Source organism: Mesorhizobium sp. CA5 (assembly GCF_020165105.1).
Lineage (GTDB): Bacteria > Pseudomonadota > Alphaproteobacteria > Rhizobiales > Rhizobiaceae > Mesorhizobium.
In genome coordinates, this window is record NZ_JAIUHJ010000022.1 from 65,642 (window position 1) to 90,397 (window position 24,756).

Genomic DNA, 24,756 nt, shown 5'->3' on the forward strand with positions numbered 1-24,756 from the left:
GTCAACGCATTGAAAACGCCGCCTCGGTTCAACCGGGCGGCGTTGAATTCAGCTTTGGATGCCGATTGCCTCAGGCGACGAAGCCGAGACGGGCAGCATTCATGGCGCCGGTCTGGCCGGGCATGGTCTTGGCGAGACGCTGACGCTCGAGAGCGGTCGTCAGGTTCATTTCGCGGCGGGTGAACAGGCGGGCAAAAAGCTTCATCATCATCTCCATTCGGTTGCTCAGACGGGTCGCCTTCGCTTGATGGAGTGGGGCAGCTCGTTTGCTGGCGTGGATATAGGCTCGCTTCAGCAAAAACTAAATCGCAAAAGCGAAGCGCTTGTTATGAAAAGCGACATCATTTGCGGCTTTTTTAGGCGGTGTGCTCAAAATTTCCGATAATTTACAGCGGCTTAATTCGAAAATTAACCCGCTATGCGACTTATTCATATGCGTCATGCATCGGCCGCATGGCTGGAAAAGTCATTTGAATGCAAATAAAAAGACTCTAAACAAACGAAGGCCTGCCGAGCTGATCCGGCAGGCCTTCAGAACTCCATACACACTTGATTACTTCGCTCCGGCCCAGCTTCCAACACCGAGGCGCAAGCCGGTCTTGGCATCGGCGGCTTCCGGCCAGCCGATATCCTTCTGCAGTTCGATCGGCAGGGCATGGATCGCGCGTTCGGTCTGGTAGCGGGCGCGGGCCGCGCTGAATTCGGTCGCAAGCCGACCGATGGACGACAGGATAGACATTTCTTTCTCCTCTATGCGGGCAGGGAGGCGCCCGTCACTGCGTTAAGTCAGGTCTGTTTCAGCTTCATTTCACGTCGATTGCAGGACTGTGTCAGGGTCGTTTCATGGCTGCTTTTGGCAGCATCCTGTATCGATCGAGTTGACTATGCGCCTGGAGTGATGTTCAATCAAACGAAATGGAATGATGGATTGCATCAGAAAAATTGAAGGCAAGCTGCCATGAACGCCCCGCTCAATCATCCCTTGCCGCTGCTTGATCTCGATGTGCTGCGCACCTTCGTGGCGATTGCCGAGACCGGCAGCTTCACCACCGCCGCCAATGCGGTGTTCCGCACGCCGTCGGCCGTCTCCATGCAGATCAAGAAGCTCGAGGACATCCTCGGCCGTTCCGTCTTCGCGCGCGACGCGCGTTCGGTGACGCTGACCACGGATGGCGAGATGCTGCTCGGCTATGCGCGCCGGCTGTTGTCGATCAACCGCGAGGTGGTGTCGAAGTTCATCATTCCCGACATTGTCGGCGTGGTGCGGCTCGGTTCCCCGGACGACTATGGCGAGCGCGTGCTGCCGCATGTGCTGAAGCGTTTTGCCCAGTCGCATCCCTCGATTGCCGTCGACGTCACCATCGACCAGAGCATCAATCTGCGGCGGCGCATGGACGACCGCGCGCTCGACATCACGCTGCTCACCAATTCCTACAAGACCAGCGCGATCGGCGCGGAGGTGCTTTTGACCGAGCCGATCGTGTGGGCCGGCGCCAAGGGCGGCTGCGCGCATCTGCGCGAGCCGCTGCCGGTGTCGCTGTGGGAAGAAGGCTGCGCCTGGCGGGCGGGAGCGCTCGAAGCGCTCGGGCGCGAGGGCCGCAACTACCGCATCGCCTATATGAGCGCACACACGGCCGGCCAGCGCGCCGCGATCATGGCCGACCTCGCGGTGGCGCCGCTGCCGAAGTCCTTCCTCGGCGACGACATGGTCTCGCTGGGCACCAAGGACGGCATGCCCGAGATCGGCACCTACAATCTTGCCATGGTGGTGGCGCCTGATGCGAGCGCGCCGGTGAAGGCCGTGGCCGACCATATCCGGGCGACGTTCGAAGTGTTCCGGGAAACCGGCAAGTTCTGAACTATTCGGCCGCGGGCGCGGAGCGGGCTGCGAAAGCTACTTTCGTCCTGCGTCGAGCGCGGGCTCGGGCTGGCGCCGGAACGCTGAGGAAATCGACGATGGAATCGCGAGCGCGGCGCGCCTCGGGCATCTCGATCAGCGGCCAGACGTGGAACATGCCTTCCTCGTAGACCAGGTCGACCTCGACCCCGGCAGCACGCGCGCGTTCGGCGAAGATCAGATTATCTGGCGTCAGCATGTCGCGTGAACCGGTCAGCAGCAGCGTCTTGGGCAGCACGGACAGGTTGCCGTAGAGCGGGCTGATGTGCCAGTCGGTGCGGTCGAAACCGGCGCTGTACAGCCGCACCGCTTCCAGCCCACCCGCAATACCCAGCCACGGATCCAGCCGCTCGGCCTCGAAGACTTCGGGATTTGCAAGCGAAACGTCGAGACCGGGCGAGATCAGCACATGGCGCGACGGTGCCGGCAGCCCCTCCTCGGCGGCCATCATGGTCAGCACAACGGCCATGTTGCCGCCGGCGGAATCGCCCATGAAGACGATGTCTTGCGCCTCAGTCTCTTCGAGCATGCGCCGGTAGACGTTGCCGACCATGCCGAACATGTCATGGAAATTGTGCTCCGGCGCGATGGGGTAGACCGGCACGGTGATGCCGAAGCCGAGACGCTCGGCCATTTCGGCGATCAGCCCCCAATGGTAGGAGGTGATCTGAAAGACGTAGGCGCCGCCATGCATGTAGAGGATGCGCCGGCTTTCGCCCTCCTTCGGCGCGATCTCATAGACGGGAAAGCCGTCGATCTCGGTCTCGGTGATGTCCAGCCGTGCCCTGAGCAAGGCCGGCGGATGATAGTCCTCGGTCTTGCGGGCGTAGGCGATCCAGCGCTGCAGGTTCTCGGGACTGGAAAACGCCTTCTTGCGGCTGTGCCTGAGAACGAACGAAACGAGATGGCTTTTCAAACTGGGCATGCAGATACACGCACTTCGGCAGAGCCGACTAAGAGAATTCCCCCCGCTCTGCGAAGATTGTACCTCAGTTAAAAATGTCAAGGATCACGCTGGCACATCGGCGTGATCGGATGGTGCCGGTTCTTTGTTTGCGCGATTTCGGGCGAAAGGCTACGGCGAATTGTCGAGCCTAACCGCTGCGCACTTTCCTGGAATTGCTCTAGCGCCGCTTCGACAGCAGCGCCGCGCGCAGTCTGTTGTCGACGTTCGCCGAGGCCGCGTCGCGGCCCAGGCGCTTGCCGAGCAGCTTGCATTTATCGGCGAAGGTCATCAGCGCGGCGTGCCCAGAAGCAGCGCATGAAGGGCTGCCTGCGGGTCGCTTGGCGGCGAGGCCGGCCAGCCGATATCCTTCTGGACATGCGCCGGCAGATCGTTGAGCGCGCGGATCGCCTTGTTCCTGGCATGAGCCTGCCTGATGGTGACACCGAAACGGCTAAGATTTCCAAACATCGACATTTTCATCTCCCTTTGAAGAACCAGCGGCAGCCGAGGATCTGCTTTCATGGATGTCGTTTCCCAAAAACACTTTTGGGCGACATGCATGGTCGGCCGCCGTTCGATGCGCGTTAAATGCGTCACGCATGTATCGGATCGATTTCGCGAAAACAGCGTTTCGGTTTCCGGATCGCGCGAATCCGGAAACATTTGCATGCAAACGAATTTAGAGGGCTGCTATGCCGGTTCCTATCCGGATAGCTGTCATGAGCGGTTGACAGCAGCAAGCGGCTGCATTGTTATTGTGCAATGCGGCGTGGGGCGTGTGCATCGCAGCATGATGCGATCGGATCAAGGCATCGTGACGAGCATCCATAGTGTCCAATATCTGCGCGGCCTCGCCGCCTGCGCGGTGGTCTGCTTTCATGTCAGCGAGCAGTTCGGCGGTCCGTTCAACGTCGGAGCATCCGGCGTCGACGTCTTCTTCGTCATCAGCGGCTTCATCATGTGGGTGACGACCGCCGGCAGGCCGGCTGATCCTTGGCGCTTCATGGGGCGCCGGATCACCCGCATCGTGCCTCTCTACTGGATCGTCACGCTGCTGACCGCGGCCGGCATCCTGCTCAAGCCGCAATTCTTCTACGGCCATTTCTTCAGCGTCCCGAATTTCGCTGGTTCGCTGTTCTTCCTGCCGGTCCTGCAGGAGGGCGCGCTGCATCCCATCGTCATACAGGGTTGGACGCTTTGCTATGAAATGATGTTCTATCTCGTTTTCACGCTTGTCCTGTTCCTGGGCGAGCGGTGGCGGTTCGGCGTCCTCACCGGCGCGCTTGTCGCCATCGTCGCACTGCATTTCGTCCTTCCGGCCGGATATGCGCATGCCTTCACCGATCCTGTCGTGCTCGAATTCGCGGCCGGCGTCTTTGTGGGGCGCATGTGGCTCCAAGGCGCCAGGCTGCCGCTCGGGGTGGGACTGGCGATGGCTGGCGCGGGATTTCTTCTGCTTGCGGCCGGCCCGCTATTCGATGCCGATTTGCCGCGGGCCTTGCGCTGGGGACTTCCGGCCGCATTGATCGTGGCGGGTGCGGTTTTTGCCGAACGGTCGCGGCCGTTCAAGCCGGCTGCCTTGCCCACATTTCTCGGCGATGCGTCCTATTCGATTTATTTGTGGCATGTCGTGGTCGGCGTCCTGACGACTGGCGTCGTCCTGAGGACCGGCCTGCCGGCAGCGATGCAGCCGGCGACGATCCTGGTCGCCACGCTGGCGCTCTCGGCGATGCTATATCTGATCGTCGAAAAGCCATTGATCAGGCTGCTGCATCCGCAACGTCCCAAGGGCGCCGTCAAGGCAGTCAATGCCGCGGCCGCAGGGGCAGCGGAATGAACTGAAACGTTAGTCCCGACCGCGCCGTGCAGCACGCTCCTCGCGTGAACGCCGGCGTGGGGTAGCGTCACCGGCGGTGCCGTCCTCGCTCAGCGCTTTGCGCGGCGGCAGCTTCACCGCGGCCGCCAGCTTGGGGAAGGGGTCGACCTTATTCGGCAGCGCCATGGCGTAGACGAAGTGCTCCTGGAATTTCGGCTCAAGCGCCGTCTCGATCTTCTCGATCCTGCTCACCGTCTCCTCGATCTCGCGCCGGTAACCGCGATTGAGCAGCGCCATGCGCGCGCCGGCGCCGGCGGCATTACCGACGGCCTGGACCTTGTCCAAGTCGCAATCCGGGATCAGGCCGAGCACCATGGCGTATTTCGGATCGATGAAAGAGCCGAAGGCACCGGCGAAATGGATGCGGTCGACATGGTCGGTGTGCTGCTTTTCCATCAGAAGCTTGGTGCCGGCATAGAGCGCCGCCTTGGCAAGCTGGATGGCGCGCACGTCGTTCTGGGTGATGGTGATCTTGGGCTCGCCCTCCTTCAGCACGTAGGAGAAGGTGCGGCCGTTGGGCACGATGCGCGGCGAGCGCATGCCGAGCGATCCGTCGACGACGCCATCCTCCGAGATGATGCCGGCGAGATACATCTCCGCCACCACTTCGATGATGCCGGAGCCGCAGATGCCGGTGACGCCCGTCGCCTGCACGCTGTCGGTGAAGCCCGGCTGATCGGACCACAGCTCCGAACCGATGACCCGATATTTCGGCTCCAGCGTTTCGGGGTCGATGCGAACGCGCTCGATGGCGCCAGGCGCCGCGCGCTGGCCGCCGGAGATCTCCGCGCCTTCGAAGGCCGGGCCGGTCGGGGAGGAGGCCGCCACGACGCGCGTGGAGTTGCCGAGCACGATCTCGGCGTTGGTGCCGACATCGACGATCAGCATCATCTCGTCCTGGCGATGCGGGCCTTCCGACAGGGTGACGGCGGCCGCGTCGGCGCCGACATGGCCGGCAATGCAGGGCAGCATATAAAGGCGCGCGCCCTGGTTGAGCTTCAGGCCGATGTCGGAGGCCTTGATGCGCACCGCGCCGGAGACGGCAAGCGCGAAAGGCGCGCCGCCCAACTCGGTCGGATCGATGCCGAGGAACAGATGATGCATGATCGGATTGCCGACGAAGACGGAATCCAGGATGTCGTTGCGCTGGACATTGCCTTCGGCGCAGACCTTGTCGACGAGGCCGGAGATCGCCTCGCGCACGGCGACCGTCATGCCTTCGCGGCCGTCCGGATTCATCATCACGTAGGAGACGCGGCTCATCAGATCCTCGCCGAAGCGGATCTGCGGATTGGACGTGCCGGAAGAGGCGGCGACGCGTCCCGACAGCAGCGACACCAGATGCATGGCAATGGTGGTCGAGCCGATGTCGCAGGCAAGGCCGTACGCCTCGTTCTTCAGGCCGGGCCACAGGGCGATGACGCGCGCGATGTCGCTGTCGGCGTCCTTGTGGATGGCGGCGGTGGCGGTCCAGTTGCCCTTGCGCAGAATGCCTTGCACCTGCGGCATCAGATAGAAGTCGAATTCGAGGTTCTTGAAACCCCAGTCCTTCATCAGGGCGATCTTCAATCGGTCGAGGTCGCCGAGGGGCTTGTGCATGTCGGGTTCTTCGATCTCGACATAGCACATGCGGATCGCCGTATCGCGGGCGATCACCCTGGTATCTGCGTCCTTGCGGATGGTCTGGGCGTTGATGACCGTGTCCTGCGGCACGTCGATGACGAGGTCGCCGAGGATCTGCGTCGAGCAGGAGAGGCGCCGCCGCTCGGGCAGGCCGCGCACGCGCTCATAGCGCTCTTCCTTGGCGCCCTTGGGCGAGATGTGGTCATTGGACGAGACGATCTTGTGCTTGGCGAAATTGCCTTCCTGCACTTCGATCTGGCAGCGGCCGCAGGTGGCGCGGCCGCCGCAAACGCTTTCGACATAGACGCCGAGCTGGCGCGCGGCATCGAGCACCGGCGTGCCAACCGGAAAGCGGCCGCGCTTGCCGGACGGCATGAACAGCACGAGCGGATCGGTGATGTTGGGGGGAGGATTCATGCTGGCACGTGTCTCGATGGCAATCGCCGATGCCGTTTAACGGATCGTTTTACTATTGGGCGGAGAGTCCGTTGGTCCAGGGGCCAACCATGTCGGATCTGTTGCTCTCCGCCATCTTCACCGCGTTCACCATGGTGCGCGTGATCAAGGGCTCGTGGCTGCGCAATCCGCAATATCTCGCCACCGGGATCCTCGGCGCGATCATCGGTGCGCTGCTGCTGCACGCGTTCTGGCCCGCCTATGACGATGATTTCATCGTCGGCGGCGTGACAGGCATTTTCGGATCGTGGGCGGGAATGGCGTTGTTCGACGCCATATTGGGCGTGGCCTGAACGCAAAGCAGAGCTGTCCGGCCGCATCCACGATGCGATCGGACCAGCCTTGTTTGCGGTGCGGCTCACGATTGCGCGCTTATCCTCTGGCCATGCGGGCTTCGCGGCCGCCGCGGCGCCGGCCGCCATTGCCGTTACCTTCGCCCGGCGCATTGACGGCGGTCGGAGCCGCAACCGCTTGGCCGCCTTCGGCCGGCTTATAATCCTTGTAGGTGCGGATCCAGTTGGTGCAGTTCTCGTCGGTGCCGTTCAGCACATTGGCGCCGCGCACGGCTTCCATTTCCTGCGGACGGACCGGGTTCATGATTGCCGAGGTCATGCCGGCGCCGATCACCATCGGGATGAAAGCGGCGTTGATGCCGTGGCGGTGCGGCAGCCCGAAGGAGATGTTGGAGAGGCCGCAAGTGGTGTTGACCTTGAGCTCTTCGCGCAACCGGCGCAGCAGCGCGAACACCTGGCGGCCGGCATCGCCCAGCGCGCCGATCGGCATCACCAGCGGGTCGACGACGACGTCATGCGCCGGGATGCCGAAATCGGCGCAGCGCTCGACGATCTTCTTGGCGACGGCGAAGCGGACGTCCGGGTCCATCGAGATGCCGGTCTCGTCGTTGGAGATGGCGACGACCGGAACGTTGTATTTCTTGACCAGCGGCAGGATGGCCTCGAGCTTTTCTTCCTCGCCGGTGACGGAGTTGACCAGGGGGCGGCCCTTGGCGACCTTCAGCGCGGCTTCGATCGCGGCGCTGACCGAGCTATCGATCGACAGCGGCAGGTCGACTAGGCCCTGCACGATCTCCAGCGTCTGCACCAGAAGCGCCGGCTCGGTCGCATTGGGATCGACGGCGGTGACGCCGGCATTGACGTCGAGCATAGTGGCGCCGCAGGCGGCCTGTTCCAGCGCATCCTTGATGACGGTCTCGAAGTTGCCGGCCACCATCTCGGCGGCCAGCTTCTTGCGGCCGGTCGGGTTGATGCGCTCGCCGATCACGCAGAAGGGCTGATCGAAGCCGATGACGATTTCTCGGGTCGCCGAGGCGACGATGGTGCGGGTCATGCGATCTCTCCGTCGGGATATAAAGACTTCTTTATATCGTTATCTGATTTGGTTCAAGTGAATGCGTGCCGTCCGCGCTCTTAGGCTCTAGGTTCATGTGTGTCGTTGCCCAAACCGGTTCCCACTTTGGGGCGACATACATCAATGCGCGGTCTTCACCATATCCACCTGGGTTTCGGTTATCTCGTCATGCAGCAGGTGGTCGAGCCGGTCGGCGACCAGCTGGTCGTCGCGGCGGATCTCCCGCTTCCAAGGTTGGCGGCCTTTCAGCACGCCGGATTCATCGACGATCTCGGCGACATATTCTTCCTGGCGATAGGCCATCACATGGATGCCGGCGACGCCCGGGATTTCCTTCACCTCGTTGATGATGTCGATGCAGAGCTGCTTGCCTTCCTTCTTCTGATCCTGCGCGCCCTCCAGCCGCTTGATAACCGCATCGGGGATGTGGATGCCCGGCACGTTGGAGCGGATCCATTTCGCGGTCTTGGCGGAGGCGAGCGGGCCGACACCGCAGAGCAGGAAGAGCTTTTCGGTGTGGCCGAGGTCGCGCGCCTTCTGCATGAAGGTTCTGAACATCGGCACGTCGAAGCAATACTGGGTCTGCGCGAACTGCGCGCCGGCGGCGATCTTCTTGCCGAGATGTATCGGGCGGAAGTCGTAGGGCGGCGCGAAGGGATTGACCGCGCAACCGAGGAAGACCTGCGGTGGCGTCGTCAGCTTGCGGCCGGACAGGAACTTGCCATTGTCGCGCATGATGCGGATGGTTTCGAGCAGCGACATGGAATCGAGGTCGAACACCGGCTTGGCGCCGGGCTGATCGCCGGCCTGCACGCCGTCGCCGGTGAGGCACAGCATATTGGCGACGCCCATCGCGGCGCCGCCCAGCACGTCGCCCTGGATGGCGATGCGGTTCTTGTCGCGGCAGGCGATCTGCATGATCGGCGCGTAGCCCATGCGGGTGAGCAGCGCGCAGATGCCGACCGAGGACATGTGGCAGTTGGCGCCCGAGGCATCGACCGCGTTGATGGCGTCGACCCAGCCGTCGAAGATCTTGGCGCGGTTGTAGACGTCTTCGGGATCGGCGCTGTCGGGCGGATTGAGCTCGGTCGTTACAGCGAACTCGCCGCGGCGCAGCACGCGCTCCAGCCGGCCGCGCGACGTGTGGCCGGGCAGGGGCTCGAGCGGCAGGTGGATGCCGGCCGGGTTCTCGTCGATCTGGCGGATGGTCATGCCGAAGCTCCGGGATTCTTGGCCGCTTCGCGCGCGGCGGCGGCCTGCGCGGTCACGCGGAGCCAGGCCGAGGTTTCGCGCAGCGACTGATCGACCGGCTTCTGCACGGTGAGGATCTTGTCGCCGTGGACCATGTTGCGCGAGCCTTCCCAGGCCTTGACCCAGACGCAGGGCATGTCCGGCTCGACTTCGCAATTGCCGTTGGCGCGCACGCCGCCGCAAGGACCGTTGCGCAGTTGCTTGGGGCAGTTCATCGGGCACGACATGCCGGTGGAGGAGAGCACGCATTGGCCGCACATGCGGCAGTCGAACATGAAGCCCTTGACCCGCTTCTCGACGAATTTCACCGGGGCTTCGACGCGGCCGTAGCCGATGCCTTTCCAAAGAGGGTGCAAGAGCAGGAAGACGTCGGCGAACCGGCTGTAGAACCATTCGAGCAAGCGCGAGTGCCGGACCGACCAAAGCCGCACGGCAAAAGTGCGCTGAACGCGGCGCTGCGGCGACACGTCGGCAGGCTTGTAATCGGATTTCGGCGCGGCCTTCTTGACCAAGGTGGCCTGGGTGACCGCCGGCTGTTGCTCAGACATTTTCTTTCCCGCCAGCCCTGACCAGAGCGACCAGCCGCTCTCGGTCATATTTCGCGTCGAGTTCCTGATAGGCCTTCTCGACCTCGGCTTCGATGTCGTCGCCGACCGGGATCGGATCGGCCTTGCGCCACTCCGCCAGATAGTCGTCGGTGCCGCCGGCGCCGGTACGCATGGCGCACATGTCGATCGCCTCGGTGAAGCGCAGCGGCAATTCGCGCTTGGCGTTCTGCCGGCCCTTCTTGACGATGACCTGGGCTGGGATGTCGCGCCAGTAGACGACGATCAGATCGGCCATGAATTCTCAACTCCTCGAAGTCATGGAGCATTGCCGCATGCGTGGTTGAGCCGCTTGTTATGGGACGACGCGCGCGCCTTCAAAAGCGACGCTGGCGATGGCGCGAAGCGAATGCTGAATCCGTTGCGGCTGATCACCAGACGCGCTTGGTCAGGCCGGTCCAGAGATAGAACCAGATCGTCGGGTGATACCATTGCGTCGATGGCAGGCCCGTATCGATCGTTTCCAGTCTGCCGGCCAGCGCATTGCCGACCGCCTCGACGCAGATATCGCGCGAAAAGGCTGCCTGCCGCAGCGCGTAGCTGGCGATCGTATCGCCGGTCTTGGGTCTGCCGCGCGCCTGCTTCAGCACGCCGCCGGTGTCGACGCCGGCATCGACCAGGTGAACGGTGGTGCCGAAATTCCCTTGATCGCCGAAGGCCAGCGCCCAGTAGCCGCCATTCATGCCGCGATATTTCGGCGCGATGCCGGCATGGTAGTTGAGCACCGGGCAAGGCATTCTTGCCAGCGTTTCCTTCGACAACAGCCTGCAGCCGGCAAGCAGCACCACGCCCGGATTGATCCTGGCGACCGCATCGAGGCATCCGGGCCCGTTGGCGGATGGCACATGGATGATCACCTGACCTTGCCGCGGTTCAGTGTCGAGCTTCTCCTCGGCGATCAGCCTCCCGGCATGACCGGCGAGGAACCGCTTGCCGAGCCTGGTCAGCACCATCGTGCCGAGCTGGCCTATGGCCGAGATCCAGCCCTGACGTCGCGCACGGCGGATGAGCAGGCGCTTTTTGGATTCGGCGGATTCGAGGATGACGCTGACGGGACCGACGCGGTCGGCAATCGCATTGACGATGGCCCAGATATGCGGGCCACCTTCGGTGACGACCACGACCGGTCGCGTATTCGAGTCCGACGCTGCCACGGCACCCACCCGCTTGAAATCGCGCGCATGCTAGGCGGAGCAGGTTAATCCTTGGTGTGCCGGCGCCGTTTCAACGAGGCAGCAAAGGACGGGCTCAGCGCTTGAATTCCATGATGTCGAGTTTCGATTCGTAATAGGGCGCCGGGAATTCGATCCGCCACTCGGTGGCGCTGTTGCGGAAAGCGTAGCCGACCTGGTCGCTTTCGGGACCGCTGCCATAGGGCTTGGCCTTGTCATCATTGACCGAGAACGAGCCGAGATAGATGGCGCGTTTCTCGCCGTCGTCGAAGAAGCGGCCGGCGGTGCGCTGCGAACCGCTGATCTTGGCGAGGCGCCAACCGGAGCCGTCGTCGGTCACCTTGCACTTGAACCAGCCATAGATGATGAGCGGGCTCAGGCCGCCCGCCTTGATGGTGCGGCACTTCCAGTTGCCGGTGAGATCCTTGTCGGAGAAGGCGACGAGAGGTCTGGCGAGCAGTTCGTCCAACTGCTTGACCTCGGACGGATCGCCGGCTCTTGCCTCCTCGAGAGCCGACTTGCGCGTATCGCCATATTTGTCCAATCGCGCCTTGTCGGCAGCCGTTATCAGCTTCTGCACCTCGCCGTCGGCAAGGGACGGCAATGTGAGGGCTACGAGACCGAGTGCGGCAAGGAACAGGCGAGGCATCATGAACGTGTTTCCTCAAATCAATGACTGGAACGAAGTTCTTTCTATCGCTGGCGCACAACTTACCGGTTCGCGCTCACCTGTCATCCGTGCTTTACAGCGTGAGCCAGAGCCGGATGATTTCAGGTCGGGTCGACCTGAAATCTGAATCCGGCTCCAAATCAAAGAGATAGAGCATGATGTCGTCCGAAAACCGCTCCACACTTTTCGGCATCATGCTCTAGAAAATGGCGGTTGATCGATGCGAATCTTGCTCACGGGATCGTCCGGCTGGTTGGGCAGCGCGCTTCAGCCAAAGCTCGAAGCGCTCGACCATGAGGTGGTCGGTCTCGATCCGGTTGCCTCGGCGCGCACGCAGATCGTCGGCTCGATCGCGGATCGCGATCTTGTCCTGAAGACCGTCCGCGAGAACAGCATCGAGGCCATCATTCACAGTGGGGCGCTGCACAAGCCGAATATCGAGCATCATGAGAACACGGCCTTTATCGCCACGAATGTGCAAGGCACGCTCAATCTGCTCGATGCTGCCGTGGCCTGCGGCGTGCAACGCTTCGTCTTCACCTCGACGACGTCGCTTATGATCTCGCAGGCAATCCGCGCAGGGTTCCAGGGCGGCGCGCGCAGGGCCGCCTGGCTGACGGAAGAGATGTCGCCTGAGCCGCGCAACATCTATGGCGTGACGAAACTCTCGGCCGAGCATCTCTGTCGCCTCTACCATATCGAGCATGGACTGCCGGTGGTGGTGCTGCGCACGGCACGCTTCTTTCCCGAGGCGGACGACATGGCGCATGCCATCGAGCAGTCCGATGCCAACACCAAGGCCAACGAGTTGCTGTTCCGGCGACTGACGGTGGAGGATGCGGCGGAAGCCCATGTGGCGGCCCTGGAGAAGGCGCCGAGCCTTAGCTTCGACATCTTCATCATCTCGGCGCCGACGCCGTTCCGGCCGCAGGATTGCGCCGAGCTGATCGCCGACGCGCCGACGGTCGTCGCGCGCTATTTCCCGGATTATTCGAGGCTCTATGCGAGGAAGGGCTGGACGATGTTTTCCTCGATCGACCGCGTCTACGATCCGTCGCGGGCGAGGGAGCGGCTGGGCTTCGTCTGCAGGACCAGCTTCGCCGATGTGCTTGCAGCGCTGGAACAGGCGTGACGGCTAGGCGTCTCGGGCGGCGCCCTGTGCCGTCCGCGCCAGCTCGCTGGTCAGGTCGCCATAGCCGGTCGAGCGGCGCTCATAGGCGAGGCCAAGCATGGCGGCGGCTTTCTCGGCGACCTTGTCGAGCTCCGGATCGTCGGTCTGGGCGAGATAGATCAGCTTCTCGTAATTGCCGAAATAATCCTTGATCAGCTCGGGATGCCGGTCGAGGCCGAGCGGCTTGATGAAGAAGGCGTCGAACTGGCGGCAGAGGAAGTCGGTCATGTAGAACGACATCATGTCGTCGTCGGCGACCTTCGCGTAGGCGTCCATGCCCTGGTAGAAGGCAAAGCAGTGCGGCCCGGCCATTCGCTCGACGTCGTGCTTCTCGATGACGCGATCGAGCAGGCCGCCGGTGCCGCAATCGGCATAGCCGACGAAGATGTGCCGGTAGCCTTCCGCCTTGGCCTTCTCGATCGCCTTGTCCATCGCCGGCGCGATGCGGTCCGGATAGAAATGGAACTCGGCCGGCAGGCAGGTCAGATCGAGATGGTCGAGCTTTAGCTGTTGCTTGACGGCCAAAACTTCGCGCGCAATCATCCCGCAGGCGATGACGAGCAGCCTGTCTGTTTGATTCGGTTCCGTTTTTTGCGTCTTGACCAAGTCGGGCCGGCTTTCGCTGCGGGGCTTAATATCTGTCGAGGGAGACACCGTCCATGAAACTGCTACGCATCGCGCCGATCGCCATCCTGGCATGCGCGCTTGCACTCACGGCCTGCGCCAACACCATCCGGGGCGTCGGTAAGGACGTCAAATCGACGGCAAGGGCGGTCAAAGACACCGTCAACTGATCGGCAGCCTCGCCTATCATCTGGGTACAAAAAAGCCGCGCTGCAAGGCGCGGCTTTTCTTGTCGATCCATCCTGATGCCTTGGGTCAGGCGGAAGCGCGGACGTTGTGCTTGCGCTTCATGAAGTCCTTGGCGGTCTCGACCGCCACCGCAGCATCGCGGCAATAGGCGTCGGCGCCGACGGCCTTGCCGAATTCCTCGTTGAGCGGCGCGCCGCCGACCAGCACGACATAGTCGTCGCGGATGCCCTTTTCCTTCATCGTGTCGATCACGACCTTCATATAGGGCATGGTGGTGGTGAGCAGCGCCGACATGCCGATGATGTCGGGCTGGTGCTGCTCGATGGCGTCCAGGTATTTCTCGACGGCGTTGTTGATGCCGAGGTCGATGACGTCGAAGCCGGCACCTTCCATCATCATGCCGACGAGGTTCTTGCCGATGTCGTGGATGTCGCCCTTGACGGTGCCGATCACCATCTTGCCTTGCTTGGGCGCGCCGGTGGCGGCGAGCAACGGGCGCAGGATGGCCATGCCGGCCTTCATCGCGTTGGCGGAGAGCAGCACTTCCGGCACGAACAGGATGCCGTCGCGAAAATCCTCGCCGACGATGCGCATGCCTTCGACCAGCGCCTCGGTCAGCACCTTGTAAGGCGCCCAGCCGCGCTCGAGAAGGATGTTGGTGCCTTCCTCGATCTCTTCCTTCAGGCCGTCATACAGGTCGTCGTGCATCTGCTGCACGAGCTCGTCGTCGGAAAGCTCGGAAAGGATGATCTCGTCGTCGGACATTTTCTCGGGCTCCTTGCTGCTCGGAATGACTGCGGCAGCCTAAAAATCAATGCGCCAATACCTAACCCGCGAGGGCAAGCTAGCCATAGCTGATTTGCGACTTCCCGCAAAAGGAAAGCGACTGGAAAGTTGGCGCTTTTCTTGTCGATTTTGCGACAGGCGTTGGCGCTGGCGGGCCGTTTCCAATAGGGTGCATGGTTACGATCCGGCGAGAAGCGGCGGTTATGGGCCGCGAGCCATCCAGACCAGGTTTTATAGGAAGCACGATCATGAGCGAGAACGCGGCAGTCGACCAGGAAGCGTCAAACGCACGGCGCGGGCGCGGTGCCAGCGGCGGCGCGGCGGCCCGGCGCGCGGCGCGCTCGGGCGGCGGTCCGGGCACACAGCTCACCTATATCAAGCGCAAGATCAACGTCTACGAGGTCCTCAACGAGGAAGGCCTGGCGCTGATCGAGAAGAATACCGACACTGTGCTGGAAGAAATCGGCATCATTTTCCGCGACGACGCCGAGGCGCTAGCGCTTTGGAAGGACGCGGGCGCCGACGTCAAGGGCGAGCGCGTGCATTTTCCGAAAGGTCTTTGCCGCTCGCTGTTGAAGACCGCGCCTTCGATCTACACCCAGCATGCGCGCAACCCGGAGCGCTCGGTGCAGATCGGCGGCAACGCGACCGTATTCGCGCCGGTCTACGGCCCGCCCTTCGTGCGCGACCTCGACGGCAACCGCCGCTACGCGACGATCGAGGATTTCCAGAATTTCGTGAAGCTCGCCTATATGGCGCCCTCGATCCACCATTCGGGCGGCACGGTGTGCGAGCCGGTGGACGTGCCGGTCAACAAGCGCCACCTCGACATGATCTACTCGCATATCCGGTATTCGGATAAACCGTTCATGGGCTCGGTGACGGCGCCGGAACGGGCCGAGGACACGGTGGCGATGGCCAAGCTCGTGTTCGGCGACGACTTCGTCGAGAACAACACGGTGCTGACCAGCCTGATCAACGCCAACTCGCCGATGGTGTTCGACGAGACCATGCTAGGCGCGCTGAAAGTCTATTCGCGCCATAACCAGGCCTGCATCGTCACGCCGTTCATCCTGGCCGGCGCGATGAGTCCGGTAACCGTCGCCGGCACGCTGACGCAGGTGCTGGCCGAAGTGCTCGCCGGCGCTTCGTTCACCCAGCTGATCAGGCCTGGCGCGCCGGTGCTGTTCGGCACCTTCGCCTCGTCGATCTCGATGCAGTCCGGCGCGCCGACCTTCGGCACGCCGGAGCCGTCGCTGGTTTCCTACGGCGCCGCGCAGCTCGCGCGCCGGCTCGGCCTGCCGTTCCGCACCGGCGGCTCGCTCTGCGCCTCGAAGGTCCCGGACGCGCAGGCAGCCTATGAGAGCGCCAACACGCTCAACTCGACGATCCTTGCCGGCACCAATTTCGTCCTGCATTCGGCTGGCTGGCTCGAGGGCGGTCTCGCGTCCTGCTACGAAAAATTCATGATGGATATCGACCAGCTCGGCATGCAGCAGAAGTTTGCCGAAGGTGTCGACCTGTCGGAAAACGGCCAGGCGATGGACGCCATCCGCCAGGTCGGTCCGGGCAGCCACTATCTCGGCTGCGATCACACGCAGGCGAATTTCCAGACGGCCTTCTACCGTTCCAGCATCGCCGATAACAATTCCTACGAGCAGTGGCTGGCCGAAGGCGAGAAGACCGCCCCGCAGCGCGCCAACGAGCTCGCACGCCGCTGGCTGGAAAGCTACGAGGCGCCGCATCTCGATCCGGCCATCGACGAGGCGCTGAAGGACTTCATCGCCAGGAAGAAGGGCTCGATGGCCGACGCCTTCACGTGAAAGGAGCCCGAGTCAGGCCGGGCTAAAGTGGCCGACATCATCCACAAGGAAGTCTGGCGGAGCGCGTTCTCCGACCCGGACCGGAAGGGATGACTTTTTTCCGCGGCACGGTCGAGGAGATTGCGGCCGCGCTCGCGGCCAACGGCCTGATTCTCCGCGGCGGTTTCAGCTTCGGTGACGATGAGGTGGCGCCAGCCGGGCCTTCCGGCGCGCCGGCCAAATCCGTGCTGCTTGTCGGACAGGCGGGCGCGGCGCACTGGCCGCATTTCCAGCGCTGGCGGGAACGACAGGCGAGGGACATCGCCAACCCACTCGACAGTTGGTCGCGCGAGGTGATCGGCGCGGTGGCGCAAGAATTCGGCGTCCGCGCCGTGTCGCCTTCAGACCGGCCCTATCTGCCGTTCCAGCAATGGGCGATGCGGGCTGAGGGGCTGAAACCGTCGCCGCTCGGCATCCTCATGCATCCGACCTATGGACTCTGGCATGCCTATCGCGGGGCCTTGCTGTTCGAGGACGAGATTTCTCCCCCGGAAGCTCACGAAGCGATTCATCTTTGCGACACATGTGTCGCAAAACCCTGCCTGAAATCCTGTCCGGTGGACGCTTATTCGGTGGATGGCTTCGCGCACCAGGCGTGCCTGGTGCATGTGCGTGGCAAGGATGGTGCACCCTGCCGCGCCGGCGGCTGCCTCGACCGCAACGCCTGTCCTTATGGCGCTAAGTATCGCTATCCGGCCGATGTCCAGGCTTTCCATATGGCGGCGTTCGCCGGACTGTAGGCATTCTTCCGAACCGCACGGAAACTTGACCGAGATCGAGAGGTTGCGGCTTGCCCTGCCGGGCGGTGCGGATATCTATCGCCTGGCAAACCGGCGGAGCGCGCAATGACGAGGCAGGACATCAAGATCAAGACCCTGGACGGCACGGCGAAGGCACGGCTGTTTCGTCCAGTCGCGCCGGCCAAGGCTGGCGTCATACTCTATATGGATATTTTCGGTCCGCGCCCGGCGCTCGACCAGATGGCCGAGCGCCTCGCGGAGCATGGCTATGCCGTGCTGGTGCCCGATCTCTTCTACCGCTATGCGCCCTATGGTCCGTTCGATCCCAAAACCGCCTTTGCCGAGGAAAAGACCAAGGCCCTGCTGTTGATGCTGAGCGGCGGCACGACGCAGGGCATGACCATCCGCGACGGCAGCGCCTTCCTCGATGCTCTGGCCGCCGAGGGGATCGCCGGACCGATTGGCGTCGTCGGCTACTGTATGGGCGGCGCGCGGGCGCTGAACGCGGCGGCGAGCTATCCCGACCGTATCGCCGCCGCGGCGAGCTTCCATGGCGGCAATCTCGCCAGCGACGCGGCCGACAGCCCGCACCGCAAGGCGGCCTCGATCAAGGCGCGCGTCTATGTCGGCGTCGCCGGCGTCGACCGCAGCTTCCCGCCGGAGCAGTCGGCGCGGCTAGCAGAGGCGCTCAGGGTGGCAGAGGTTGACCACGTCATCGAAAACTATGTCGGCGTCGATCACGGCTGGTGCGTCAAGGACCACAGCGTCTATGACGAGGCGGGCGCTGAGAGGCATTGGAAGCGGCTGACGACGTTTTTCAAAGAGACGCTGGGCTAGCCTTCTTTCGCAGATCGCGAAGGGGGCGCCGTGCAGCGCGAGCCTTCGAATGTTCGCGCCGCCCCTCATCCGCCCTTCGGGCACCTTCTCCCCGTGAACGGGCAGAAGCAAATGCGCCTCCGCAAAAAAATCTTTTCATCGTCCCAAGGATTGGTCATTAGCCTTCGTCTAACAGGCAAATGATGGCGATGATGCTGGACGACGGCGAAGCCTCCGATGCCGAACTGATTGGGCGGGCGAGGGGCGGAGACAGGGGTGCTTTCGGCAGATTGCTCGAAAGGCATTACGGCTTCGTCTATCGCGCCGCCTATCGCTGGTGCGGCCGCAAAGCCGACGCCGAGGACATCGCCCAGGACGTCTGCGTGCGTCTCGGCCGCGCGATCCGCGACTATCAGGGCAGCGGCGCCTTTACGACATGGCTCTATGCCATGACGCTGAACGCTTCGCGCGACATGATGCGCAAGCGCGCCCGCGACACTGCCAAGACCGATGCCTACGGCGCCTATGCGCTGATCGCGGGCGAAGCGTCGGCGGAGGTCGACGATCCGGCCGAGGCGCTGTGGGCGGCGGTGCGGATGCTGCCCGACAAGCAACGCGACGCGGTGCTGCTGGTCTATGGCGAAGGTCTCAACCACGCGGCGGCCGCCGAGGTGATGGCGATCTCGGAGACGACGGTGTCCTGGCACATCCATGAAGCGAAGAAACGGTTGAAGCTGCTGATGCGCTCAGCCGGGGAAGTGTGACCATGGTCGACGACAACGAACTCGAAAGGCTGCGCGACATCGCGGTACCGGCGCCGGATGGCGAGGCCAAGGCGCGAGCGTTCGCCGCCGCGATGCAGGCCTTCGACCTCGACGAAAAAATCTCGCCTGTTCGCCAAGGAACGTTCGCAGGCCTTCGTCTCACTGAGCGAGCAAGAATGCTCTGGAGAGACATCATGCAACGGAAACTCATTGCCACGCCGGCCATCACCGCGCTGGTCGCGCTGCCTATCGCCGGCTATGCCGCTTTCGAGATGCTGAAGGACCACCCGCCCGTCGTCGGCGGCAACGGCACTGTCACCGAGACCTTGGCCGACAAGCCGGCGGCGCAGAAGCCTGCGCCGGAACAGCCCGCGATCAACGAGCCGCTGGCAGCGGCGCCGGCCAAGGAGAAGAAGACAGACGCCGACGCCGAGACTCGGGCCAATTCACAAGTGGCGGCGCCGAAGCCGGCGACAGAGGTCGACGGCCTGCTCAAGCAGGAGGCTGCGCCGGAGAGCAAGCGCGCCCTGCAGCCTGCGCCGGCGGAGAGCGGCCAGCTCGCGGCCGGCGGCAAGGACGGGTCGTCAAACAGAGTGATCATGTCGATGACACCGCCTAGCGTCGATGAGGCTGAGCGGGCCGACAAGGCGCCGGCAGGCGGCGCGGCCGCCGTTCCGGCGTCTCCGCCCGCCGTCGCCGATTCCAAGCTGATGGTGCAGCCCGCGCCCATGCCGGTCGACCAACTGCAGCCGCAGGAGGAAAACCGCGATCGCGTCGAGAATTTCAAAACCAATCCGGTGCATGAAACAGCCCAGGATCCGGTCTCGACTTTCTCGATCGACGTCGATACCGCCTCCTATTCTTTCGTGCGGCGCTCGCTGAAGGAAGGCAGTCTGCCCGAACCGGACACGGTCCGCGTCGAGGAGATGATCAACTACTTCCCCTATGACTGGAAGGGACCGGATTCGACCAAGACGCCGTTCAACTCGACCGTCACCGTCATGCCGACGCCGTGGAACGAGCATACCAAGCTCATGCATGTCGCGATTAAGGGTTTCGACGTTAAGCCGGCCGAGCAGCCGAAGGCCAATCTGGTCTTCCTGATCGACGTCTCGGGCTCGATGGACGAGCCCGACAAGCTGCCGCTGCTGAAATCCGCCTTCCGCTTGCTGGTCAGCAAGCTGAAGCCAGACGACACCGTCTCGATCGTCACCTATGCCGGCAATGCCGGCACGGTGCTGATGCCGACCAAGGGGGCGGAAAAGCAGAAGATCCTTGCGGCAATCGACAACCTGGCGCCCGGCGGCTCGACGGCCGGCGAAGAAGGCATCCGCGAGGCCTACAAGCTTGCGCAGCAATCCTTCGTCAAGGACGGCGTCAACCGCGTGATGCTTGCCACCGACGGCGACTTCAATGTCGGCCAGACCAGTGACGACGACCTCAAGCGGCTGATCGAGAAGGAGCGCAAGACGGGCGTGTTTCTCTCCGTGTTCGGCTTCGGTCGCGGCAATCTGAACGACCAGATGATGCAGACCATCGCCCAGAACGGCAATGGCACGGCGGCCTATATCGACACGCTGGCCGAAGCCGAGAAGGTGCTGGTCGAGGATGCCTCCTCGACGCTGTTCACCATCGCCAAGGACGTCAAGATTCAGGTCGAGTTCAACCCAGCCACGGTCTCCGAATACCGTCTCGTCGGTTATGAGACCCGCGCCCTGAAGCGCGAGGATTTCAACAATGACCGCGTCGATGCCGGCGATATCGGCTCGGGCCATTCGGTGACCGCGGTCTATGAGATCACGCCCAAAGGCAGCGGCGGCGAGCAGGTCGATCCGCTGCGCTACGGCCAGGCCAAGGTCGACAATGGCGGCGTCGCCAATGCGGGCGAATATGCCTTCGTCAAGATCCGCTACAAGCTGCCGGACGAGAACGTCTCGAAGCTCATCACCACACCGGTGACCGCCGCCAATGAGGTCTCGTCCTTCGATGCGGCCGGCGCCGACCAACGTTTTTCGGTTGCCGTCGCGGCCTTCGGGCAGAAGCTGCGCGACGAGGATCAGACCGCAAATTTCAGCTATGACCACATCGCAGAGATCGCCAATGCCGCGCGCGGCGCCGATCCATTCGGCTATCGGGCGGAGTTCCTGTCGCTGGTGCGGCTGGCCTCATCGCTGGACGGCAACAAGTAGGCCATTGCGGATTGAAGGAAAGGCCGGCGGGACAGATCCTGCCGGCCTTTTTTCGATCGTTAAATTGCACGGCTTTTCCGGAACCTCGCCGCAACGAGCTTCTGTTAGTCGGTGCTGACAAGGGTTTGAGGGATCAGCAGTGCATATCACGACAATGGGGAACGTGAACTCGACGGCGGCCAATGCGCCGGTGCGCGGACCGTCCGCTGCTTCGGCGGAAGCCGCGCGCATCAGGAACGATGTCGACGCGGCGCGCAACACAGCGCTTTCGGCCCTCAACAACGACCGTTTTCGCTCGATGCTCGAGCAGATCAGCGACCCCGGCGCATCGGGCGCCCTGATGACGATGGGCGCCGACAACCGGGGCAGTGCCGGCACCGATCTCAATACCGCGCTGTCGCGCTACGCTGAAAACAGCAAATAGAAAACGTATCAGGCGCGGCTGCGCCGGCGCTCGCGGCGGGCTTCGCTGGTCTCGGCGGTGTTTGCCGTCGCCGCCTTGTTGCGCATCGGGCCGATGCGCTGGACGATCGTCTCGACGGTCGGGCGGGTCGACTTGGTGTGCGCGTCCAGCGCCTTGCGCATGGCAGCAAGGTGCGCGAACGAGGTGCCGCAGCAGCCGCCGACAATCTTGGCGCCGGCATCGACCGCCAGCCGCACATAATCGGACATCAGCTCCGGCGTGCCGGAATAATGGATATCTGCGCCGCGGAACTCCGGAATGCCGCAATTGCCCTTGACGATCACGGTCGCGTCCGGCTTCGCCTCGGTCATGTCGAGCAGCGAAGCCAGGATATCGGAAGCGCCGACGCCGCAATTGGCGCCGACGCCGAGAGGGGCCTGCGACAGGCCATCGGCGACGGCGTGGATATCCTTCGGCAGCAGGCCCATCATGGTGCGGCCGGCCGTGTCGAAGGAACCGGTGTAGGTATAGGGCAGGCCGACCCGGATGGCGGCCTCAGCCGCGGCGCGGATCTCGTCCGGCGCCGACATGGTCTCGATCCAGGCGACTTCGGCGCCGCCGGCCTTCAAGCCCTCGATCTGTTCGGCGAAGGCCTCGACCGCCTCGTCATAGGTCATGGCGCCGAGCGGCACCAGCAATTCGCCGGTCGGGCCGACGGAGCCGGCGACGATCACCGTCCGGCCGGCCTTGTCGGCGACGGAGCGGGCAATCTCGGCGGCGCGCTTGTTCAGCTCGTGGACGCGATCCTGCGCATGATGCAGCTTCAGCCTGTGGCGAGTGCCGCCGAAGGAGTTGGTGAGAATGATATCGGCGCCGGCGTCGACAAAGTTCTGATGCAGGCTGGCGATGGTCTCGGGCGCCGCCTCATTGAGCAGCTCAGGCGCTTCCCCGGCCTCCAGACCCATCGCGAACAGATTGGTGCCGGTGGCGCCATCGGCCAAAAGCACGCCTTTTTCGGCAAGCAGTGCGTCAATAGGGTTGGTCGCGGTCATCGCCCTGAATTTCCTGCCTGGAATGGCTTTCGCGTTCAAATTCAAATAACGATATAAAGAAGTCTTTATGTCCAGTCAACGAATTTGCGGCCGAGAAAGGCCACGGGTTTCGCTGGAACGATCAGGGGCAGCCAAGATGATATCGATGCGCGCGATCAGGCAGAGCCTGACGGGAAGGACATTGCGGCCAGCCTTTGCGCAAAGCTCGCGGCCTCGTGCGCGTTGATGTCGGCGGCCCGGATCAGGTTGTCGAAATGGCTGGTGAGCGTGCGGATCGGCTGAGTGGCGCTCAGCACGATATACATGTCGCCGACATAGATCGCGGCACGATAGGGGCCAAAGATCGTATAGGGGATCGAATAGCGAATGCGGCCGTCATAGAGGAACAGGCGAAAGGTCGGATAAAGGTCGTCAAGCAGCGCCGCCATGTGCAGCAATTGCTTGCGCCGTTCGGCCTCGGGGAAACGATCCCAGACACCGAGGCCGCGCGCGAAGATCTCCAGCGTGTGGCGCGGCATGCAGACTTCCATGTCGGTCTCCGGCCGACGGTTGTAGTCGATGCGATATTGCGTTTCGCCTGCCTGCGCCTCACGGCTCTTGTTGGCAATGCCGGCCTCATATTCCACCAGTGCCTCAGTCCGCAGAAGGTCGGGAATGCCGGCGGGCACATAACGGATCTTGGTGCCGGCCGCCTCGGCATGCCATTTGGCCAAAAGCGTGCGGTCGAAGCCGTCGGGCGCCTCCTCGATCTCCAGGCTTTCTCTGATTTCGCCGGTGACACCTTCGTCCTGGCTCAGGCCCAGCAGCCAGTCGAGCGACACCTTGAACTCGGCGGCGATGTTGAGGAGGGTCTCGGCGCGCGGCAGGCGGGTCGAGGCGCCGGAGAGGAGCTGCGACAGCGCCGAACGGTCGATGCCGACCGCCGTCGCGAAGGCCGACTGGTTCAGGTCGGACCGTGTCAAGAGCAATTTCAGGCGCTCCCGAAAGGTCGTCGACAGATCGCGCTTGTCCATCACGCAGCTCCAGCATTGAGGAGGAAAAATTTGCGCCGGGGCCGTTCTGAACGTGGCTCAGGCGGAAATGAATCCCGATGTCTGTTTACAATGTATAACATATGCCGCCAAAAATGCGCATTCGCAACGGTTTGTGCGCATTGTCGCGTTGATGTAACGGCAGGCTCCTGACACAATGTTGTCAGGAATCGAGTTGGTTCCGGCGACTGGGGGGCAGTGGTCGAGAGCATGGCAAGCGTGAATACCGGCACGAAAAAGAGACGTAGCAGCACACCGGCTGTCGAATGGCCGACAGTCTCCCTCACACTCTTCTGCTACGGCGCATGGCTCGCCACCGGTTTCCTTGTCTGGCCATCCCATCCGCTTCTGGCGCTTGCCGTCCTGCCCTTTATCCTGGCTCTGCAATCCTCGATCATGCACGAAGTGCTGCACGGTCATCCGACCCGCAACGCCAGGATCAATGAAGCCTTCGTCTTCCTGCCCATCGGCATGGTCTGGCCGTTCCGCCGCTTCAGAACCATCCACCTTCGCCATCATGCAGACGAGCGCCTGACCGATCCCCTCGACGATCCGGAGAGCTACTATCAGGCGCTCTGGATGCATGAGGGCCTGCCGCCGACAATGAAGCTTCTGCTCAAGATCAACAACACCATGGTTGGCCGCCTAGTCCTCGGTCCGTGGTTGTCCTCGGTCGGTTTCTTCATCGACGATGCCAAGCAGATCCTTGCCGGCGACAAAGCGATCCGCAAGGCCTGGCTGCTGCATGCCGTCGGCCTCGCGATTGTGGCGCCGATCGTCACGTTCGGCTTCGGCATCCCGCTGTGGCTCTATATCCTGGTGCCGGTGTGGCTCGGCCAGTCGCTGATCTCGATCCGCACCTATGCCGAGCACCAGTGGTCGGAGCATCCGGAGGGGCGAACGGTGATCGTCGAGCGCTCGCCGCTCTCCTTCCTGTTCCTGAACAACAATCTGCATTTCGTTCATCACAAGAGCCCGACCATTGCCTGGTACCGGCTGCCGAAGCTCTTTCGCGAGCGCCGCGAGGAATGGCTGCGGATGAACAACGGTTATGCCTATCCGAACTATTTTGCGATGCTGAAAGCCCATGCCTTCAGGGCCAAAGAGCCGATCGTCCATCCGGTGCTGCGGCGCACGCCGGAACCGGGCCGCGCCTTCAAGCCGCGCGTCAGGGCGCGCAATGTCAGCGGACTTGGCACGGCGCCGGTTCCCGCCGAGCCGCCGAAGGAGTAAGCCGTTGCCGAAGGCTCGCTTGGCCTGCCAGA

28 protein-coding genes are annotated in these 24,756 nt (G+C 63.1%); 13 read left to right on the forward strand and 15 right to left on the reverse strand.

Annotated elements, in window-relative coordinates:
- Positions 1–70 precede the first annotated feature (70 nt).
- Positions 71–205: a hypothetical protein gene (locus LB529_RS29070; RefSeq protein WP_140749884.1), complete on the reverse strand. Its 135-nt coding sequence runs from the start codon at positions 203–205 to the stop codon at positions 71–73.
- Between the two features lie 348 nt (positions 206–553).
- The gene (locus tag LB529_RS24170; RefSeq protein WP_095764923.1) at positions 554–739 is read right to left on the reverse strand and encodes a hypothetical protein; all 186 of its coding nucleotides are present in this window, start codon (positions 737–739) and stop codon (positions 554–556) included.
- A gap of 219 nt (positions 740–958) precedes the next feature.
- Here LB529_RS24170 and LB529_RS24175 point away from each other — a divergent pair, with 219 nt between their 5' ends.
- Positions 959–1,858 (forward strand): LysR substrate-binding domain-containing protein, encoded by a 900-nt coding sequence (locus LB529_RS24175; RefSeq protein WP_224600953.1) that lies wholly within the window; start codon positions 959–961, stop codon positions 1,856–1,858.
- Between the two features lies 1 nt (position 1,859).
- Here the strand turns inward: LB529_RS24175 and LB529_RS24180 are convergent, their stop codons facing one another.
- Positions 1,860–2,822 carry an alpha/beta hydrolase gene (locus LB529_RS24180; protein WP_224600954.1) on the reverse strand — a complete coding sequence of 321 codons (963 nt, stop codon included), beginning with the start codon at positions 2,820–2,822 and terminating at the stop codon, positions 1,860–1,862.
- 309 nt (positions 2,823–3,131) lie between these two features.
- Positions 3,132–3,317, reverse strand: a complete 186-nt coding sequence (locus LB529_RS24185) for a hypothetical protein (protein ID WP_181174730.1) — start codon at positions 3,315–3,317, stop codon at positions 3,132–3,134.
- A gap of 340 nt (positions 3,318–3,657) precedes the next feature.
- Here LB529_RS24185 and LB529_RS24190 point away from each other — a divergent pair, with 340 nt between their 5' ends.
- A complete protein-coding gene (locus tag LB529_RS24190) occupies positions 3,658–4,680 on the forward strand; it encodes an acyltransferase family protein (protein ID WP_224712488.1) in 1,023 nt (340 codons plus the stop codon).
- A gap of 9 nt (positions 4,681–4,689) precedes the next feature.
- On the opposite strand, the gene LB529_RS24195 is transcribed toward LB529_RS24190, so the two are convergent.
- Complete coding sequence (locus tag LB529_RS24195) at positions 4,690–6,759, reverse strand: ASKHA domain-containing protein (RefSeq protein ID WP_224712489.1); 2,070 nt, start codon at positions 6,757–6,759, stop codon at positions 4,690–4,692.
- Positions 6,760–6,848: 89 nt separating this feature from the next.
- Between LB529_RS24195 and LB529_RS24200 the strand changes: the two genes are divergently transcribed.
- Positions 6,849–7,091 carry a hypothetical protein gene (locus LB529_RS24200; RefSeq protein WP_224545512.1) on the forward strand — a complete coding sequence of 81 codons (243 nt, stop codon included), beginning with the start codon at positions 6,849–6,851 and terminating at the stop codon, positions 7,089–7,091.
- 79 nt (positions 7,092–7,170) lie between these two features.
- On the opposite strand, the gene LB529_RS24205 is transcribed toward LB529_RS24200, so the two are convergent.
- The 6 genes from LB529_RS24205 to LB529_RS24230 all read right to left on the reverse strand — a co-directional run bounded on the left by LB529_RS24205 (position 7,171) and on the right by LB529_RS24230 (position 11,846).
- Complete coding sequence (locus LB529_RS24205) at positions 7,171–8,145, reverse strand: methyltetrahydrofolate cobalamin methyltransferase (RefSeq protein ID WP_095764928.1); 975 nt, start codon at positions 8,143–8,145, stop codon at positions 7,171–7,173.
- A 141-nt stretch (positions 8,146–8,286) separates the two neighbouring features.
- Complete coding sequence (locus LB529_RS24210; protein ID WP_095764929.1) at positions 8,287–9,378, reverse strand: methylenetetrahydrofolate reductase; 1,092 nt, start codon at positions 9,376–9,378, stop codon at positions 8,287–8,289.
- Positions 9,375–9,965, reverse strand: coding sequence for a methylenetetrahydrofolate reductase C-terminal domain-containing protein (locus tag LB529_RS24215; RefSeq protein WP_224522699.1), 591 nt, complete (start codon positions 9,963–9,965; stop codon positions 9,375–9,377). The genes LB529_RS24210 and LB529_RS24215 overlap by 4 nt, the downstream gene beginning before the upstream one ends.
- Entirely contained in the window at positions 9,958–10,260 is a 303-nt protein-coding gene (locus tag LB529_RS24220; RefSeq protein ID WP_224712490.1) for a virulence factor, read from the reverse strand. The genes LB529_RS24215 and LB529_RS24220 overlap by 8 nt, the downstream gene beginning before the upstream one ends.
- A gap of 133 nt (positions 10,261–10,393) precedes the next feature.
- On the reverse strand, positions 10,394–11,176 hold the full coding sequence (locus tag LB529_RS24225) for a formyl transferase (protein WP_224712491.1): 783 nt from the start codon (positions 11,174–11,176) through the stop codon (positions 10,394–10,396).
- Between the two features lie 94 nt (positions 11,177–11,270).
- A complete protein-coding gene (locus tag LB529_RS24230; RefSeq protein ID WP_224626005.1) occupies positions 11,271–11,846 on the reverse strand; it encodes a DUF4893 domain-containing protein in 576 nt (191 codons plus the stop codon).
- Between LB529_RS24230 and LB529_RS24235 the strand changes: the two genes are divergently transcribed.
- Positions 11,845–11,991 carry a hypothetical protein gene (locus LB529_RS24235; protein WP_181174728.1) on the forward strand — a complete coding sequence of 49 codons (147 nt, stop codon included), beginning with the start codon at positions 11,845–11,847 and terminating at the stop codon, positions 11,989–11,991. The genes LB529_RS24230 and LB529_RS24235 overlap by 2 nt on opposite strands.
- Before the next feature lie 93 nt (positions 11,992–12,084).
- Positions 12,085–12,996, forward strand: a complete 912-nt coding sequence (locus LB529_RS24240; RefSeq protein WP_224626003.1) for an NAD-dependent epimerase/dehydratase family protein — start codon at positions 12,085–12,087, stop codon at positions 12,994–12,996.
- A 3-nt stretch (positions 12,997–12,999) separates the two neighbouring features.
- Here the strand turns inward: LB529_RS24240 and LB529_RS24245 are convergent, their stop codons facing one another.
- Entirely contained in the window at positions 13,000–13,641 is a 642-nt protein-coding gene (locus tag LB529_RS24245) for a DUF1638 domain-containing protein (protein ID WP_224626001.1), read from the reverse strand.
- 53 nt (positions 13,642–13,694) lie between these two features.
- Here LB529_RS24245 and LB529_RS24250 point away from each other — a divergent pair, with 53 nt between their 5' ends.
- Positions 13,695–13,829: an entericidin A/B family lipoprotein gene (locus LB529_RS24250; RefSeq protein WP_041003961.1), complete on the forward strand. Its 135-nt coding sequence runs from the start codon at positions 13,695–13,697 to the stop codon at positions 13,827–13,829.
- Positions 13,830–13,914: 85 nt separating this feature from the next.
- Here the strand turns inward: LB529_RS24250 and LB529_RS24255 are convergent, their stop codons facing one another.
- On the reverse strand, positions 13,915–14,613 hold the full coding sequence (locus LB529_RS24255) for a corrinoid protein (RefSeq protein ID WP_095764935.1): 699 nt from the start codon (positions 14,611–14,613) through the stop codon (positions 13,915–13,917).
- Between the two features lie 269 nt (positions 14,614–14,882).
- On the opposite strand from LB529_RS24255, the gene LB529_RS24260 reads away from it, so the two are divergent.
- The 6 genes from LB529_RS24260 (at position 14,883) to LB529_RS24285 (ending at position 21,429) form a co-directional block, all read left to right on the forward strand.
- A complete protein-coding gene (locus LB529_RS24260) occupies positions 14,883–16,457 on the forward strand; it encodes a trimethylamine methyltransferase family protein (protein WP_140840065.1) in 1,575 nt (524 codons plus the stop codon).
- An 89-nt stretch (positions 16,458–16,546) separates the two neighbouring features.
- Positions 16,547–17,236, forward strand: a complete 690-nt coding sequence (locus LB529_RS24265; RefSeq protein ID WP_224712492.1) for a 4Fe-4S dicluster domain-containing protein — start codon at positions 16,547–16,549, stop codon at positions 17,234–17,236.
- A 105-nt stretch (positions 17,237–17,341) separates the two neighbouring features.
- Complete coding sequence (locus LB529_RS24270) at positions 17,342–18,073, forward strand: dienelactone hydrolase family protein (protein ID WP_224712493.1); 732 nt, start codon at positions 17,342–17,344, stop codon at positions 18,071–18,073.
- Between the two features lie 182 nt (positions 18,074–18,255).
- Entirely contained in the window at positions 18,256–18,816 is a 561-nt protein-coding gene (locus LB529_RS24275; RefSeq protein WP_224636157.1) for an RNA polymerase sigma factor, read from the forward strand.
- Between the two features lie 2 nt (positions 18,817–18,818).
- Entirely contained in the window at positions 18,819–21,005 is a 2,187-nt protein-coding gene (locus LB529_RS24280) for a vWA domain-containing protein (RefSeq protein ID WP_224712494.1), read from the forward strand.
- 139 nt (positions 21,006–21,144) lie between these two features.
- On the forward strand, positions 21,145–21,429 hold the full coding sequence (locus LB529_RS24285) for a hypothetical protein (RefSeq protein WP_224601847.1): 285 nt from the start codon (positions 21,145–21,147) through the stop codon (positions 21,427–21,429).
- A gap of 8 nt (positions 21,430–21,437) precedes the next feature.
- On the opposite strand, the gene bmt is transcribed toward LB529_RS24285, so the two are convergent.
- A complete protein-coding gene (gene bmt / locus LB529_RS24290) occupies positions 21,438–22,460 on the reverse strand; it encodes a betaine--homocysteine S-methyltransferase (protein WP_224712495.1) in 1,023 nt (340 codons plus the stop codon).
- A 155-nt stretch (positions 22,461–22,615) separates the two neighbouring features.
- Positions 22,616–23,473: a helix-turn-helix domain-containing protein gene (locus tag LB529_RS24295; RefSeq protein ID WP_224601842.1), complete on the reverse strand. Its 858-nt coding sequence runs from the start codon at positions 23,471–23,473 to the stop codon at positions 22,616–22,618.
- A 228-nt stretch (positions 23,474–23,701) separates the two neighbouring features.
- Between LB529_RS24295 and LB529_RS24300 the strand changes: the two genes are divergently transcribed.
- Positions 23,702–24,724 carry a fatty acid desaturase gene (locus LB529_RS24300; RefSeq protein ID WP_224522686.1) on the forward strand — a complete coding sequence of 341 codons (1,023 nt, stop codon included), beginning with the start codon at positions 23,702–23,704 and terminating at the stop codon, positions 24,722–24,724.
- The last annotated feature ends 32 nt before the right edge of the window (positions 24,725–24,756 follow it).

Coding starts and splice junctions, on each gene's coding strand:
- LB529_RS29070 (WP_140749884.1), bottom strand. CDS start 205: ATGAAGCTTTTTGCCCGCCTGTTCACCCGCCGCGAAATGAACCTGACG.
- LB529_RS24170 (WP_095764923.1), bottom strand. CDS start 739: ATGTCTATCCTGTCGTCCATCGGTCGGCTTGCGACCGAATTCAGCGCG.
- LB529_RS24175 (WP_224600953.1), top strand. CDS start 959: ATGAACGCCCCGCTCAATCATCCCTTGCCGCTGCTTGATCTCGATGTG.
- LB529_RS24180 (WP_224600954.1), bottom strand. CDS start 2,822: ATGCCCAGTTTGAAAAGCCATCTCGTTTCGTTCGTTCTCAGGCACAGC.
- LB529_RS24185 (WP_181174730.1), bottom strand. CDS start 3,317: ATGTCGATGTTTGGAAATCTTAGCCGTTTCGGTGTCACCATCAGGCAG.
- LB529_RS24195 (WP_224712489.1), bottom strand. CDS start 6,759: ATGAATCCTCCCCCCAACATCACCGATCCGCTCGTGCTGTTCATGCCG.
- LB529_RS24200 (WP_224545512.1), top strand. CDS start 6,849: ATGTCGGATCTGTTGCTCTCCGCCATCTTCACCGCGTTCACCATGGTG.
- LB529_RS24205 (WP_095764928.1), bottom strand. CDS start 8,145: ATGACCCGCACCATCGTCGCCTCGGCGACCCGAGAAATCGTCATCGGC.
- LB529_RS24210 (WP_095764929.1), bottom strand. CDS start 9,378: ATGACCATCCGCCAGATCGACGAGAACCCGGCCGGCATCCACCTGCCG.
- LB529_RS24215 (WP_224522699.1), bottom strand. CDS start 9,965: ATGTCTGAGCAACAGCCGGCGGTCACCCAGGCCACCTTGGTCAAGAAG.
- LB529_RS24220 (WP_224712490.1), bottom strand. CDS start 10,260: ATGGCCGATCTGATCGTCGTCTACTGGCGCGACATCCCAGCCCAGGTC.
- LB529_RS24235 (WP_181174728.1), top strand. CDS start 11,845: ATGAACGTGTTTCCTCAAATCAATGACTGGAACGAAGTTCTTTCTATC.
- LB529_RS24230 (WP_224626005.1), bottom strand. CDS start 11,846: ATGATGCCTCGCCTGTTCCTTGCCGCACTCGGTCTCGTAGCCCTCACA.
- LB529_RS24240 (WP_224626003.1), top strand. CDS start 12,085: ATGCGAATCTTGCTCACGGGATCGTCCGGCTGGTTGGGCAGCGCGCTT.
- LB529_RS24250 (WP_041003961.1), top strand. CDS start 13,695: ATGAAACTGCTACGCATCGCGCCGATCGCCATCCTGGCATGCGCGCTT.
- LB529_RS24255 (WP_095764935.1), bottom strand. CDS start 14,613: ATGTCCGACGACGAGATCATCCTTTCCGAGCTTTCCGACGACGAGCTC.
- LB529_RS24260 (WP_140840065.1), top strand. CDS start 14,883: ATGAGCGAGAACGCGGCAGTCGACCAGGAAGCGTCAAACGCACGGCGC.
- LB529_RS24265 (WP_224712492.1), top strand. CDS start 16,547: ATGACTTTTTTCCGCGGCACGGTCGAGGAGATTGCGGCCGCGCTCGCG.
- LB529_RS24270 (WP_224712493.1), top strand. CDS start 17,342: ATGACGAGGCAGGACATCAAGATCAAGACCCTGGACGGCACGGCGAAG.
- LB529_RS24275 (WP_224636157.1), top strand. CDS start 18,256: ATGGCGATGATGCTGGACGACGGCGAAGCCTCCGATGCCGAACTGATT.
- LB529_RS24280 (WP_224712494.1), top strand. CDS start 18,819: ATGGTCGACGACAACGAACTCGAAAGGCTGCGCGACATCGCGGTACCG.
- bmt (WP_224712495.1), bottom strand. CDS start 22,460: ATGACCGCGACCAACCCTATTGACGCACTGCTTGCCGAAAAAGGCGTG.
- LB529_RS24295 (WP_224601842.1), bottom strand. CDS start 23,473: ATGGACAAGCGCGATCTGTCGACGACCTTTCGGGAGCGCCTGAAATTG.
- LB529_RS24300 (WP_224522686.1), top strand. CDS start 23,702: ATGGCAAGCGTGAATACCGGCACGAAAAAGAGACGTAGCAGCACACCG.